Genomic DNA, 15,561 nt, shown 5'->3' on the forward strand with positions numbered 1-15,561 from the left:
ATGAAAAAAAGGATGGCATGGCTTCTGGCCGCCGCACTGACATTGACCCCGCTGGTCCCAACCGCTGCAATGGCGTCCGGCACGGAAGCGACGGTTCCAGGCGCCAAAGGGCTTGAACAAATCGCCGCAGAGAAAGCGGAACTGCTCACGAAGCAGTACGGGACGATCAGCGTGCAGTACGCGCTCATCGACCAAGGGAAGATTCAAGTTTCCGGCCAAACCGGAACGAATGATCAAGGGGGCAAGGTTCCGCTAACGAGCGGCACGATGTACGGTATCGGCTCAACGAGTAAAATGTTTACGACCGCCGCTGTCATGAAACTGGTTGACGAGGGGAAAATCAACCTGGATACCCCGCTTGTACAGTACATACCGGAATTCAAAATGAAGGATGAGCGTTACAAGCAAATTACCCCGCGCATGCTGCTGAACCATTCCTCCGGGATTCAAGGTTCCAGCCTGAATAATGCGTTTTTGTTTGAAGACTCGGACCCCTACGCGCACGACACCCTGCTTGAGCAGCTGTCCAAACAAAGCTTAAAGGCCGATCCGGGCGCTTTCTCGGTGTATTGCAACGACGGCTTTACGCTGGCGGAGATCTTGGTGGAACGTGTAAGCGGTATGAAATTTACTGCCTTCGTTCATCAATATTTCACCGGACCGCTGGACATGAAGAATACCAAAACTTCGCAGGATATGGTGGATCCTTCCCAAACGGCAGGTCTCTATTATCCGGGCATTCAGCAGCAGCTGCCGAACGAAACGGTGAACGTGATCGGAACGGGAGGCATTTATTCCACAGCGGAGGATTTGGCGCGGTTCTCGCAAATCTTTACCGGACAACAGCAGGGCATCCTGTCCGCCAAGTCGGTGGAAGCTATGGGTCAGCCTGAATACAAAAAAGGATTGTGGCCAAAAGATGCGGACAATTCCTTTGATTACGGCCTGGGCTGGGACAGCGTTAGGCTGTATCCGTTTAACGACTATGGCATCAAAGCAGTGGTTAAAGGCGGGGACACGATTCTGTACCACGCTTCGCTGATCGCCCTTCCGGAACAGAATATGGCTGCGGCTGTCGTATCATCAGGCGGAAGCAGCTCGACGAACCAGCTCCTTGCGACACAAATCCTGCTGGAAGCGCTGAAAGAAAAAGGGACGATCAAAGAGATTAAGCCGAACAAATCGTTCGGTAAACCGGTTCCGGCCAGCATGCCGGAAGATCTGAAGAAGGAAGCCGGATATTACGGCTCGACCAATCAACTGGTCAAGGTTGATTTGAAGGATGGAATGATGTCCGTCACAGTTCCGAATGTACCTGAGTATCCTGCGGAGAAATATGTGTACACTTCGGACGGAACGTTCGTGAACGAAGCGGGTACCGCGAAAGTCAGCATTGTGAAGGAAAAGAATGGCTTGACTTACCTATGGGTCCAGGAATACAGTAGCGTTCCTGAGCTTGGGCAAATCGCGTTGTCCCATTATCTGGCTCAAAAGCTGGACAGCAACCCGCTGACGAAAGACGCGGCCAAAGCTTGGGATCAGCGTGAAGGTAAAACCTATTATCCGGTGAACGAAAAATACACGTCGGTCATGTATTTGATGAAGCCTACGCTGGAGATCAAGCGGGCCCAAGATTTCCAAGGGTATTTGAACGACAAAAAAATTACCGGACCGAATACGGCAGCCAGCGTTCTTCAGGTTCCGGGCATGGGCGGCCGGGACACGTCGGAATACAGCTTCTATAAAAAAGACGGGGCCGAATACCTGGAAGCCGCGGGCAGCGTGTTCGTCAGCGAAGATCTGGTGAAGCCGCTGTACCATGGCAAACAATCGACCGTCAGCATCAAGGCCGATGGTTATGCTAGATGGTTCACGGTTCCGAAGCAAGCCGCCGGAAAAACGATGACGGTGAAGCTTCCGGTTGAAGGAGGATTCGTCGTTTATGACGCCGAAGGCAAGCTCGTAAATATGAGTGAAGTCAGCGGATCTAACCAAGTTGTCCTGCCTAAGGACGGAACCGTTGTTTTCGCAGGAGACGCCGGATCTTCGTTCAACGTCAAAATCGATAAAAAGTAAGGTATAATACGTAACCTGCTATCATCATTCATCATTTCAAAGCCATTGAATGCAGAACCACCGCATCCTTCATCTACTTAGGGGCGGTGGTTTTATATTACAGAGGGAGCGAAATCCTGGCTGTAACCAACAAGCTGCCATTCACTTGGATTACCCGGCTCAAATACAGTAGAATAAGTAAAACCTAAGCTCGCAGGGGGCGGTCGAACAATGAACAACAGTGAAGAGTGGAAGCAGGCCGAACATGCTCTATCCCGAATCGAAGTGTTGAAACAAGGCAGCAACGAGCCGGTGGCGATAACCGGTGAATCGGAGGATTTAGTCTGTATCGGCATCGGAACCGACGCGGCTGTGTTTGTATACGAACCGCTTCCAGCGTATGCATATAAGCTATACACGGAAGCTGCGCTTCCAAAGAAGCAGGCGGAAATTCATGTCTACAGCCGGCTGGAAGACAGTCCGTTTTTTCCTGTGTTTTACGGGTCAGGAGAACGCTATGTCGTCATCAGCCGGGAAGAAGGTATGACTCTGTATGATTGCCTCCTGTATGGGATCCCGGTGCCAAGGCAGGTCATCGACGACGTGGATGCCGCTCGTGTATTTGTAAGGAGCAAAGGGCTTAACCCAAGGGACATTCATCTGAAAAATGTGCTGCTTCAGGACGGGCGCGGGAAAGTCATTGACGTGTCTGAATATGTCCAGAGCGGAAACGATAAGCGGTGGGAGCATCTGGAATGGGCGTATGACAACGTGTATCCGCTGCTGGAAGGCAAAAGGATTCCCTTATGGCTGATTGAAGCCGTGAAGACGGCTTATAACCATCTCGATCCGTTGAACATTAATTTACAGGAATTTTCCGAACGCATACGAAAGCTTTTTATAAAAAATTAATTGGCCTGCCTCTTGACCCTCACATTAGTGTCAGGGTTTACAATAAAGACCAACCGTGCAGGAAGGAGGAGATGGAGCCTTGAACATTGGAGAATTGGCGGAGCGGACCGGTGTTAGCATTCGCTCCCTTCGTTACTACGAACAAAAGGGGCTGCTTACGCCGCTGCGAAAGGAGAACGGGTACAGGGAATATACCCCGTTTGCGGTCGAGCAGGTGCAGGCCATTCAGCTGTATTTGAACCTTGGATTGTCTACAGACGAAATATCCGGAATCTTGCAGTGTGTCTTGCAGAATAAAGAAGCCTTTTGTAAAGATGTGCTGCCGATCTACCAGCAAAAGCTTCAGGAGATCGATAAACAGATTCAGGTGCTGACCAGCATCCGGGCCAATTTGACCGAGCGCATCGATTCCATCCTGCTCGAACGATCCCTATCCGGTCAGGAGGAAGGTTAAATGAGTATTCAAGCGGTTAACGATACGACGTTTGCGTCGCAAATAAGAGCCCAGGGAACCACATTGGTGGAATTTGGAGCGGTATGGTGCCCTCCCTGCAAGAAGCTGCTCCCCATGCTGGATGAATTGTCTGAAGAGATGGGGGATCAGGCGCATTTTTTGAAGGTGGACTGCGATGAGTCTCCTGCTACTGCCAGCCAATATCAGGTGATGTCCGTTCCGACGGTCATCGTGTTCCGCGACGGGGAGGCTGTCGAGAAGCTGGTCGGCCTGCGGCCGAAGAGCGTTTACGAGCAGGTTGTATCCAAGCATAGCTGATCAAAAGCAGGAAGTGGTAAGCGAAGCTGGACGATTTTCCCGGTAAGAAGGGTGGATTGTCGCCTTCACGGTGAGATTTGATAAATAGTATGAAGTCATCAATAGACGGCGGTTCCGGAAGCATGGTTCACATGTTGGCCGGGAGCCGTCTTTGTCTGTTTGGAGGAAGGAATAAGAAAACACAAACCGATCGATAAAAACGACATGTTAAACGGTGAAGAGCCTTGTTATTATGTAAGCGATTTCAAAACAAGAAAAGGTGGGATATGATTTGACGGGTTGGAGGAAAAAGGTCAGCGCAAGTCTGATCGTATTGATGATCTGCTCCCAAGCGGCAATGGCCGGGGGGAAGCAGGCAGTTGACGCTGCTGCGGACGGGGACGTGAACTTGGCGGTTGGCAGTACGGCGACGGCAAGCTCGGGCAGCGCAGCGAACGCGGTGGACGGCAAAGGCGAAACCGTATGGCAGCCATTAGCCGCCGACAGAAAGGATGATATGAACGTGTGGCTTTCCATCGACTTGGGTAAGGAGGAAACCTTCAACAAGGTGATGTTCAACCTGAACCGGGCAGACAATCTGAAGGATTACCGGCTGCTCTATTCGAACGACCAGACGAATTGGAATGAAGCATTCAGCAAAAACAAGGATGTAAGCGCATCGGAAACCGCCAGCTTTGAGGCGGTCAGCGCACGGTATTTGAAGCTGAGCCTGAATCTCAGCAAAGACCTGAACGTGCAGCTGTCCGAGCTGTCCGTGTATAACAGTTCGGAGGCACCGGCACCGGCGGACCTTCAGCGGATCTATTTTACCGATGCGGCCGGAAAGGAATACCCGAACAACAGCGAAATCCGGCTGAACAAAGGAGAAGAAGCAGCGCTGTTTTTGAAAGGTGAACTGAAATCCGGCAGCGTCGTGGATTTAAGTGAAGTGGCGAAAACCTTTAAATCTTCCACCATGGACGTGTCCGTATCCCCTTCGGGAACCGTGACGGCGAACCAGATCGGGGCTTCGCTGATGCAGGCGGTCGTACATACAACGGAAGATTTGAAGACAAGCGACCTATGGGTGGTCGTTGATGATCCCGCAGCTTTTCAAGGTGAAGCCTATGTCGTCAACTCCAAGCTGACGCATCCGCGGATGAAGACGGAAATCGGACAGCCGGCCGTTATCGAACCGCAGGACGTTTATCCGACCGTGTCCCTGACGCCTACCGTAAACGGAAATGTCACAGGCGAATTGATTTATAACGGAAACGAGACAGTTGATGCCTTGCCAAAGACAGCGTTGACTAAAGGAGAAGCGGTGGAATGGACGCCTGTAGGGAAAGCGGACCGGCAAGGGTCCTATCAGCTGCGGTTGACGATTGAACAGAGCGGCAAGGAACCGGTGTACGAATCATATTATTTTACCGTACTTGATCCCAAAAGCGTTCCTGCGGGACAAAGCCAAATCGCTTTCCGGGGTAAAGACGGGAAAATGGTATACGTCGGCGATTACCGCGGCAACCAAATTCTCGACTTCTCGAATGTCGGCTATATGGGCGGCGGTGTAAAGATACCGAACGTGCCTGTAAAAGCCACCGTATCTCCGGGAGAGGGAGATGATACCGCACGCATCCAGGCGGCGATCGACGAGGTGGCCCGGCTTCCGCTCGGCAAGGACGGGTTCCGCGGCACGGTCCTGCTGAAAAAAGGCAGATATGACGTCGGCGGCACACTGACCGTAAAAGCCAGCGGAATCGTGCTGCGGGGTATGGGTCAGGACGAAAACGGGACGCTTATTTATGGCACCGGGGCCAATCCGCGCAATTTGATCGAAATCGGGGAGAATGTCGGCCTTACTTTGGACAGTGGCTCTAAGCAGACGATCTCCGATTTGTACGTGCCATCGGGTGCGCGAACCTTTCATGTGGAAGACGCCAGTGCCTATCATGTAGGCGACCAAATCGTCGTCCGCCGGATCGGGGATAAAAACTGGATTCATGCGATCGGCATGGATTACATTTACAACCGTCCGGGCGGCACGGCAACCCAGTGGTCTCCGTTCAACCTGGATTTTGACCGGATCATCACGGCCATCGACGGCAATTCGATTACGGTCGATGCGCCGCTGGCAAGCGCGATTGAGCGCCAGTGGGGCGGCGGTGAAATCTACAAATACACGGATGAGGCCCGCATTCAGCAGGTAGGCGTCGAAAATATGCGGGTGGATTCGGACTTCGATCCGAGCGTCATCGATACCGTCATGGATAACGATACGACCGACCCGTATTATGCGGACGAGAAGCATGCCGAGCGCTTTGTCGTGTTTAACAGTGTTAAAAACGGCTGGGTCCGGGATGTGACGGGGTATCATCTGTCGTACTCTCTCGTTCAGATGAGCCGCAACTCCAAATGGATCACCGTTCAGGACAGCAAGATGTACGATATGGTCAGTATCATCACCGGCGGCCGCCGGTACGTGATCCATCAGATGGGTCAGCTGAATTTTGTGCAGCGGATCTACACGGAGACCGCGCGGCATGCGTTTGTCGTTGACAGCAGGGTGCAGGGGCCAAACGTGTTTCTGGACGGTGAAGCGGTCAAAAATTATAACACCAGCGAACCGCATCACCGCTGGTCCGTAGGCGGACTGTTCGATAACATCAAGGCTCCGATTTCCATCCGGGACAGAGCCTGGCTCGGCAGCGGCCATGGCTGGGCCGGGGCTAACTATGTGAGCTGGAACACGGAAGGAGAGCTCACCTCCCAGCAGCCGCCGACAGCACAGAACTATGCCATCGGACATGTCGGCGAGAAGGTTGCCGGACTGGTTCCGAGCGACTATGATCCCCGCCCGCGCAGCGACGGATACTGGGACAATTACGGCCAGCATGTGACCGTTGAGAGCTTGTATAAGCAGCAGCTGGAGGAGCGGCTGGGCAAAAAAGCGCTGAACAATATACAAAAGTAACCAACCGTTAGTTCCGGCTGAGCAGCATCCACAATTTGTTGAATGAAGCCAGACGATGAAGCCATGATTCCCATCCTATTCTCTTTAGAGTACGGCGGGAGGAATCATGGTTCTTTTTTATGTAAGCATAAAAAAACACAACCGCCAGGAATCTATGCCATGGAGAGACAGGCGGATCAGGAGTAGCATGGAGGCTGGAATCACGCAGTGAACGGAATAAATCTGAAAGATGCTGTTCAATAAAAGGAGGCCAAATTATGAAAGCGCTTCTCGTTGGGTTGGGAGGTTTTGGAGGCGGCTGGTACCGGAAGCTCCGGTCCCAGTACGCGGATATAGAACTCGCCGTTGCAGATACAGACTCTGGTAAAAGGACGGCGGTAGAGGCAGATGGAATCCCTTTTTACGAAAATGTGCGGGAAGCCATCGAGAGGGAGCGGCCAGATCTATTGATCAACGTTACCCCAAGGGAGGTTCACAAGCGCATTAACGAGCTGGCGTTCGATCATAAACTGCCGGTATTTTGCGAAAAGCCGATCGCTGACAATTATGAGGATGCCGCCGGGATGGTGCAGCGTGCTGAACAGGAGCAAATTCCGTTTATGATCGCGGAAAACTACCGGACGTTTCCAGCGGTCCGGAAGCTGAAGCAGCTCCTGGACGAAGGGGCGATCGGAGAGCTGCGGTCCATGGAATGCGATTTTTTCAGGCAGCGCCAAAAAATAACGCTGGAACGGGACGAGGTGCTGGAAGAAGTCATCATTCACCATTTTGACCTGCTGCGGTATTTGTCCGGCCGCGAAGTGAGCAGGCTGTATGCTTCACGCAGGCATGTGTTTCATATTGTTATGGACCTGCAGGCCGGAATCCAGGCCTCGTTTCGCTGTTCCTTGGCCAGCCAGGGGCGGGAAACGCAGTGGGCCGGCGATTGGCGGATCGAGGGATCGCTGGGCAGCTTGACCTTTGTGGGCGGCGTGCTCGAGCTCGTGACGGCGGATGGCGTCCGGCGGATGGAGGATTTTAGTGATGTAGACGCCCCGGGACCGTTCACCGAGTTTTTGCGGTCACTGGAGGAGCACCGCCCGGGTGAAACGAATGCCAGGGATTATTTAAAAAATCAGGCTTTGGCGGATTACACGAGAAGGTCTCTGCGGACAGGTGTCCCTGTGGATCCTTCGGACAGCTGGGGATATGGGCCGGCCGTCATCCGCAATTTTCTTCGGGCCGAACTTACAGGCTCCGTGAGCCATGGGGGGGAAGGCTTGGTGCATGGCAGCAAGCTGTTCGGGAGCGGCGATTTCGATACGCCGCTGAAATTTTTGCATTACACGGTCATCCCGCCGGGGTCATCCATCGGCCTGCATGGTCACCGCGAGGATGAAGAACTGTACGTTCTGCTCGAAGGAAGCGGCTTGATGACGGTGAACGGAAGAACGTATCGAGTGGAAGCCGGGGACATCGTCCTGAACAAGCCTTGGTGGAGGCACGGCCTTCGGAATGACGGGGATGTGCCGATAAAAGCGATCATTTTTGAGGTGGGTATACCCAAATAGATGTGTCTGCAGCAAAAGCCGGAGGATGAGGAGAGGTGAAGCGTGTGGTCAAACAGGATGTCAGCTTGCAAGAGCATACGTCTGCAACTACGAAGGACCTTCGATTATGGTACACCCGGCCGGCAGCCGGGTGGAACGAAGCGCTGCCCATAGGGAACGGGCGGCTGGGTGCAATGGTGTTCGGCACGCCGGGACTGGAAAAAGTCCAGCTCAACGAGGATTCGATTTGGTACGGCGGTCCGGGACGGGCGGCCAATCCCCGGTCCCAGCCCTATTTGGCTGAGATCCGGACGCTGCTTAAGGAAGGAAAGCAGGCAGAGGCGGAGCACTTGGCGAGAATGGCGATGACGGCTTCCCCAAAATATGAGCAGCCATACCAGCCTCTAGGGGATCTGATGATCAAATTCCTTGATCAGGAAGGACCTGCGGAAGACTACGAGCGGCAGCTGGATTTGGAGCAAGCCGTTGTGGACGTTCGATACAGGCACAAGGGCGTCCGGTTTCGGCGGAGCTATTTCGCCAGCGAACCGGATGGGGTTCTGGTCATCCGATTGACCGCGGACCAGCCGGGACAGCTTACGCTGGCCGTCAATCTCATGCGCCGTCCGCTCGATTATGGCTGCCGGACCGACCCTTCGGGAGCCATCGTCATGGACGGGGAATGCGGAACGGACGGCGTCCGGTTTAGTGCAGCATTTCGTTCCGTAATTCAGGGAGGACGGCAGCGGGTTATCGGTGATTACCTTTCGATCGAAGGAGCGGATGCCGTGACCCTGCTGTTGGCGGCGCACAGCACGTTTCGGGTGAAGCAGCCGGCAGAGGTTTGCCTGAAGCAGCTGGAGCAGGCGGCGGCCAAACCGTTTGAAACGCTGCTGAAACGGCATATAGACGAGTACGCGTCCCGGTTCGGACGCTTTGCGATCGATCTGACGCCGGACGGGGATCCGCTTGCCGCACTTCCTACAGACCAGCGGCTGCTCCGGTTGCAGAATGCGTTGGGACATGAAAGCGGCGAAGGAAACAGAAACGATTTGCTGCCTAATGAAGCGGAGATTGAAGATCCCGGTCTGGCGGCCCTCTACGTTCAATATGGGCGCTATTTGCTGATATCCTGCTCCCGGCCGGGCACCTTAGCGGCCAATCTGCAGGGGATTTGGAACGACAGTTATACCCCGCCGTGGGAATCCAAGTATACGATCAACATCAACGTCCAGATGAATTACTGGCCGGCAGAAGTACTCCATTTATCCGACTGCCATGAACCGCTGTTCGATCTGATCGACCGGATGCTGCCTAACGGACGGGCTACCGCTCATGAGATGTACGGCTGCCGGGGCTTTACCGCCCACCACAACACGAATCTGTGGGCTGAAACCCGGCCGGAAGGGATTTTGATGACCTGCACGGTGTGGCCGATGGGCGCCGCGTGGCTGTGCCTCCATTTATGGGAGCACTACCGTTTCGGGGATGATCCGGCTTTTCTTGCCGAACGGGCATACCCGGCGATGAAGGAAGCGGCGCTATTTCTTCTTGATTACATGATCGAGGAGGACGGTTATCGGGTTACGGGACCGTCGGTTTCTCCAGAGAACCGGTTTCTTCTCCCGGACGGCGGCAGCGGCAGCCTGTGCATCGGTCCGGCGATGGATTCGCAAATCGCGCTGACGCTGCTGTCCGCCTGCTTGGAAGCGGCGGCGATCATCGGCGAGGAGGATCAGGCGTTTCTCGGCGAGTTGCGGGAGACGCTCGAACGCATTCCACGCCCGGCTGTTGGTAAACACGGGCAAATTATGGAATGGCTGCGCGATGATGAGGAGGCCGATCCCGGACACCGGCATATTTCGCAGCTGTTCGCTCTGCATCCGGGTGAGCTGATTGATGTTCGGTGCACGCCGGAGCTGGCGGCTGCTGCCGAGCGGACGCTCGCGCGGCGCCTCGCCGCAGGCGGCGGCCATACGGGCTGGAGCCGGGCCTGGATCGTCAATTTCTATGCCCGGCTTGGCATGGGGGAGGAGGCTTACGGGCACCTGATGAAGCTGTTTGCGGTTTCCACGTATCCGAATTTGCTGGACTGCCATCCGCCTTTTCAAATCGACGGCAATTTTGGCGGAACAGCGGGAGCGGCGGAAATGCTGCTGCAATCCCATGCGGGGGAAATCCGGCTGCTGCCGGCCCTGCCAAAGGCGTGGCCCTCCGGCCGTGTTGAAGGCCTTCGGGCAAGAGGGGGGTATACCGTAGGTCTGTCTTGGAGTAAAGGGACGCTTGACGAGGTGACGATCCGCTCCTCCAAGGCGGGCTTGTGCCGCCTGTGGTCGCCTGTCCCCTTGGAGCTTGCTGTTTCCGGCCACCTGGAAGCCGGTGTCTCGGGCAATAAGTCCGACGATGACCCTTCCGGTTTTGAATATGTGATCACCTTGGCAGCTGGGGAAAGCTGCGGCATTCGGGCACGCAAAGGATGAACGCGACCGTAATAAAACACAAGTGAAGCGACAAATCCCCATTCCGAGGGTCCGGACAAAAAGATTAACATTAGCGATGAAGCGATCTATATAAAAAGGAGCGATATTTATGCCAGAACAAGCGCCAGCCGCCATCTCAGCCTCCAGTCCGGCCTTGCCCGCACCAAAAAGGCGGATGAGCAATCTGCGCAAATACAAGGCGCTGTACCTGATCTCACTGCCTGGAATCATTTATTTTATCGTGTTTAAATACCTGCCCCTGCTAGGGTCCGTCATGGCGTTTCAAAACTACAACATTTTCAAGGGCTTTACAGGCAGCCCATGGGTCGGACTCGATCAGTTCCGTCGGATGTTCACTTACCCGGAGTTTCTGCGGATTCTTGAAAATACGGTTCTGATCGGATTTTATGACCTGATTTTTGCCTTTCCGGTTCCGATTATCTTTGCGCTGCTCCTGAACGAACTGAGGAAAGTCGTATACAAGCGGATTCTCCAAACGGTCGTCTATCTGCCGCACTTCCTCTCCTGGGTCATTATCGGGGGGATCATGATCGGCATATTATCGCCGACGACTGGAATCGTGAACCAGGTATTGAATGCGTTCGGACTCAAATCGATTTATTTTCTGGGCGAGGATTCGTATATCCGGAGCATCCTGGTCGGAACGGGGATCTGGAAAGACAGCGGCTGGGGCACAATCGTGTATTTGGCCGCACTGGCCAGCGTCAATCCTGAGCTGTATGAAGCCGCCCGCATCGACGGTGCCAGCCGCTGGAGACAAACCCTGTCGATCACGATTCCGGCCATCCTGCCGACCATCACCATCATGTTCCTGCTCCATATCGGCAACTTCCTTGATTTCGGCTTCGAACGCGTATTCGTCTTCGTCAATTCGCTGAATGAAAGCAAGGGCGACATCCTCGACACCTACATTTACCGGGTCGGCCTCATTGATCAGCAGTACAGCTACACGACGGCGATCGGCCTCTTCAAATCGGTGGTCGGACTGGTGCTCGTCATGATCGGGAATACGCTGAGCAAGCGGGCTTCGGGCGAAGGACTATACTAGAAAGGAGAAGGATGGCACAATGAAAAACAAAGGCAGCTTATTTGACGGATTTAATTATATTTTCTTGACGCTGGTCGGATGCTTGATGGTGTTCCCTCTTCTCCATGTGCTCGCCAAATCGTTCAGCAGCAGCCAGGCGATCAATGCGGGCAAGGTCAAGCTGATCCCGGTCGATTGGACGCTGACAAACTACCATGTAATTTTGGGTGACAGCTCCATCTGGCGAGCGTTTATGGTAAGCGTATTCATCACGGTCGTCGGGACGCTGATCAACTTGATCCTGACCGCATCACTGGCGTATCCGTTGTCCAGACCCGAGTATTCGATGCGCAAAGTCGTGCTGATTTTTATACTGATCACGATGATCTTTCAGGCGCCGCTGATCCCAAACTACATGGTGATCAAAAACCTGCATCTGATTGACTCGCTATGGGCCTTGATCATTCCGTCGGCCATCAGCGCGTACAACCTGTTCATCATGCGCTCCTTCTTCGTCGCGCTTCCGTCGGAGCTCATCGACAGCGCCCGAATCGACGGGGCAGGAGAGCTGCGCACGATGTGGAGCGTCATTCTTCCGCTGTCCAAACCGGCCATGGCAACCATGGGGCTGTTCTATGCGGTATCCCACTGGAATTCGTATTCGTCGGCGCTGTATTTTATCAACAACCGGGCGCTTTACCCGCTGCAGCTTCGCCTCCGGGAAATCGTTCTGAGCAATGACCTCGGTCAGGCCGGCAACCTGCTTGAAAATGTGAACCAGATCTCTCCGGCTGGCGTGCAAATGGCGGTCATCGTCGTTTCCGTCGTACCGATCATTATCGTGTACCCGTTCCTGCAGAAGTACTTTATCAAAGGAATGCTGATCGGGTCGATCAAGGCCTGACACTATCTTATTACAGCTAGAAAAGTATACGTTTTCATAGATGTGAAATGTGATAAGATATTAAACATCAGTGTCATGCGATTAGCGCGGCGCTCAAGTATAGGCTGGCAGACAAGGGTTTGGAATGGTGAGTGAATTTGGCTTTGCGCGCAGCGCAAAACAAGAGAGCGAAGCCGAATCAAACAGGAGTCAAATGGATGCAGGGAGGAGAGACGGCATGAAAAGAGCAGCTTATTTCGTTCTGGCAGCAGCCGTTATTCTCCTGTTCTGTTATCTGGCTGGAAGCGCGGACCGATTAGCCTTTCCTTCGCCGCAGCCTGCTCAGGAAGGTGTGAAAGACTCCTCTCCGCAGCCGACGGCCTTCAGCTTGGCGATATCCAACGGTGCCAGTCCTTATGCGGTGAATATGGCGCATCCATCCGAGGACCGCTGGGTCAAACAATTGGAAGCGCTGACAAACACGAAGCTGTCCATCTCTTTGATCTCGCTGAAGGATTTCGACCGGCGCATGCCGGTTATTCTTGCAGGAGATACCTATCCGGATGTCGTGCAGATGATTGGCGGGGCAAGCTCGGCTGCCATGGCCGGATCGGTCCAGGCGGGACTGTTCCTTCCGCTAGACGACTGGATCAAGACTTATGCTCCGAATTTGTGGAAAGCGGTGCCGCCAGAAGCCTGGAAGGAAACCAGCTTTGAGGGGCATATTTATGGAATTCCGGCCTGGCTCGGCAATCCGTCGCGCCGGGCAACGTATATCCGATCGGACCTGCTGGCACAAACGGGTCTGAACATACCGAGAACCGTAGACGAATTTCTGGACGTGCTCCGCGCCTTCAAGAAGCTGGGAGTCGAAATTCCATATGAGATGCGGGAGAATTTCAAGTATGCGGATGTCATTTTCGGCGCGTACGACGTGCTGGGTTACCAGTTTGAAGTCCGAAACGGTGAGGTGGTTCCGAAATTTTTGGATGAAAAGCATATGATGAAGGCGCTGCAGGTATACCGGACGATGCTGATGGAGGGACTCATCCCGGAGGATTTTGCGACAGTCTCGTCAACCGAATATACCCATGACATCGAAGCAGGCCGAGTGGGAAGCTGGACGGCGAACGCCGCCGGATTGCTGGACTTCCGCACCAAGCTCAGGGCATCGGTTCCCGGGGCACAAATCGATATCATCCCCTCACCGGAAGGGCCGGAAGGGACGAAAGGCTACGGCTTGTACAGCTCCGTCATCAATTCGTTCTATATTAATAAGGGTGTTCCCAAGGAAAAATTGATCGGCATTCTCCAATTTTTTGATTGGATGGTCTCGGACGAAGCTCAGCGTTTTTTTTCGTTCGGGATTCAAGGCGACACCTATACGGAAGACCATGGGACGATCGCGTATCATTTTCCGAAAACGAGGGAGGAGCAGGACGAGGAAACCTTCCGCGAACTGCTGTGGCTGACGCATGATCTGACGATCAACCGGGCCAGAACGGAACTGGTGCCGGGCGGGAAGGATCTGCTCCATGCTTTGGACGTGACGCTGCCGAAGGAAGGGCTGGGAAGTATCGTCTTTGTTCCCGAGCTGGAGTCCTTCAGCGCTTACCCCGATCTTGCTTCGGAGCGGCCGAACCAGGCCCCGCCCGTGATCGTTGACCATATGGTCAAAATGATTTACGGCAAGGAACCGATCTCGGATTGGCCGAAGGTCGTTCGGGAATACCGGGAACGCGGCGGTAATGCGATTATTCAGGAAGCGACGGCGAGGTACCGGGCCAAGCAGGGGGTGCTGATCCAGCACAACCGATAGGGATGCGACATTTCTTTCTCTTTTCGATAATGCAGCTGCGCTTTTTCTATCCGCTCTAGGAAGGGGTTTGATACAAGTGCGAGTTTTGATTGTGGAAGATGAGCCTGTCATTCAAAAAGGACTGGTTAAGATGGTTCAGCGTTATCCGGCTTCCTTCTCCGCGATTTATACCGCCGATGACGGGGAGGCCGCTTTCGAGACGATCCGGAATCTGGAACCGCACCTGGTGCTGACGGATTTGCGGATGAAGCGGATGGACGGACTGGAGCTGTGCGAACGGATACACCGGGAATTCAGCCATGTCCAGGTTGTCGTCATATCCGGTTATAATGACTTTCAGTATGCACAGCGGGCTATGGCGTACGGGGTCAAGCGCTATTTGTTGAAGCCGGTGACCCAGCAGGACATACACGATACGCTGAAGGAGCTGATATCAGGGATGACCGGCAGCATTATTCCTGTGCAAAAATATGTGGAGTGGGCGCATCAGCTCGAGCAGAGCATCTGGCTGCTGCAGCGGGACGAAACGATTCGCCTCATCGAAGAGGGCGAACGGTCGGGCTTGTTCGATGGGCTGAATGTGATCAACATGGAAGCGGTGCTGAGCGACTGCCTTGGCATGATCATAGAACGGCTGGAGAGCCGCGGCTGGAAGCCGCGTTCCGGATGCCGGGGAACACAAGGCGCGTCGAATACGAAGAAGGAAGTCATGATCGCTTTTACCGCCAGTATGGACCGGATTCTCGAAGAGCTTCAGCTGACACGGAAAGGCAATTTCAAGGATCCGATTGAAGAGGCCAAAGCCTTTATCGACCAGCATCTGTCGGAGGACATCACACTGGAGGAAGTGGCCAAGCGGGTGGGGCTCGCCAGGACCTATTTCAGCGCTCTTTTCAAGAAAATGACAGGGGAGACCTTTGTGCATTACCGGATCAAAAAACGGATGGAAGAAGCGCGCAGGCTGCTTGCCGTACCGACCCTGACGATCACCGATATCGCGGTCAAGGTGGGGTACGAGGATTATCCCCATTTCACGAAGACCTTTAAAAATTTCGTCGGCGTATCCCCGTCGGAGTACCGGTCTTCTTTTGGCATTGAATGATGAGAGTA

Annotated in this window: 11 protein-coding genes; all 11 read left to right on the forward strand. The window is 54.0% G+C overall.

Annotation, left to right across the window (positions count from 1 at the left end):
* Complete coding sequence (locus MKY74_RS19145) at positions 1-2,076, forward strand: serine hydrolase domain-containing protein (protein WP_076166327.1); 2,076 nt, start codon at positions 1-3, stop codon at positions 2,074-2,076.
* A gap of 210 nt (positions 2,077-2,286) precedes the next feature.
* Positions 2,287-2,967, forward strand: a complete 681-nt coding sequence (locus MKY74_RS19150) for a serine/threonine protein kinase (RefSeq protein ID WP_076166325.1) — start codon at positions 2,287-2,289, stop codon at positions 2,965-2,967.
* Positions 2,968-3,046: 79 nt separating this feature from the next.
* Positions 3,047-3,421: a MerR family transcriptional regulator gene (locus MKY74_RS19155; RefSeq protein ID WP_076166323.1), complete on the forward strand. Its 375-nt coding sequence runs from the start codon at positions 3,047-3,049 to the stop codon at positions 3,419-3,421.
* Positions 3,422-3,739, forward strand: coding sequence for a thioredoxin family protein (locus tag MKY74_RS19160; protein ID WP_076166320.1), 318 nt, complete (start codon positions 3,422-3,424; stop codon positions 3,737-3,739). It abuts the gene before it with no gap.
* Between the two features lie 271 nt (positions 3,740-4,010).
* Complete coding sequence (locus MKY74_RS19165) at positions 4,011-6,692, forward strand: discoidin domain-containing protein (RefSeq protein ID WP_144025339.1); 2,682 nt, start codon at positions 4,011-4,013, stop codon at positions 6,690-6,692.
* 257 nt (positions 6,693-6,949) lie between these two features.
* Positions 6,950-8,242: a cupin domain-containing protein gene (locus MKY74_RS19170; protein WP_084203700.1), complete on the forward strand. Its 1,293-nt coding sequence runs from the start codon at positions 6,950-6,952 to the stop codon at positions 8,240-8,242.
* Positions 8,243-8,286: 44 nt separating this feature from the next.
* Positions 8,287-10,701, forward strand: coding sequence for a glycoside hydrolase family 95 protein (locus MKY74_RS19175; protein WP_244169160.1), 2,415 nt, complete (start codon positions 8,287-8,289; stop codon positions 10,699-10,701).
* Positions 10,702-10,810: 109 nt separating this feature from the next.
* Entirely contained in the window at positions 10,811-11,770 is a 960-nt protein-coding gene (locus MKY74_RS19180) for an ABC transporter permease (protein ID WP_084203699.1), read from the forward strand.
* Between the two features lie 19 nt (positions 11,771-11,789).
* Complete coding sequence (locus tag MKY74_RS19185) at positions 11,790-12,653, forward strand: carbohydrate ABC transporter permease (RefSeq protein WP_076166310.1); 864 nt, start codon at positions 11,790-11,792, stop codon at positions 12,651-12,653.
* A gap of 217 nt (positions 12,654-12,870) precedes the next feature.
* On the forward strand, positions 12,871-14,451 hold the full coding sequence (locus MKY74_RS19190) for an extracellular solute-binding protein (RefSeq protein ID WP_076166307.1): 1,581 nt from the start codon (positions 12,871-12,873) through the stop codon (positions 14,449-14,451).
* 76 nt (positions 14,452-14,527) lie between these two features.
* Positions 14,528-15,553: a response regulator transcription factor gene (locus MKY74_RS19195; RefSeq protein ID WP_076166304.1), complete on the forward strand. Its 1,026-nt coding sequence runs from the start codon at positions 14,528-14,530 to the stop codon at positions 15,551-15,553.
* The last annotated feature ends 8 nt before the right edge of the window (positions 15,554-15,561 follow it).

The organism is Paenibacillus sp. FSL R5-0378 (assembly GCF_038009285.1).
Classification (GTDB): domain Bacteria; phylum Bacillota; class Bacilli; order Paenibacillales; family Paenibacillaceae; genus Paenibacillus_AQ; species Paenibacillus_AQ favisporus.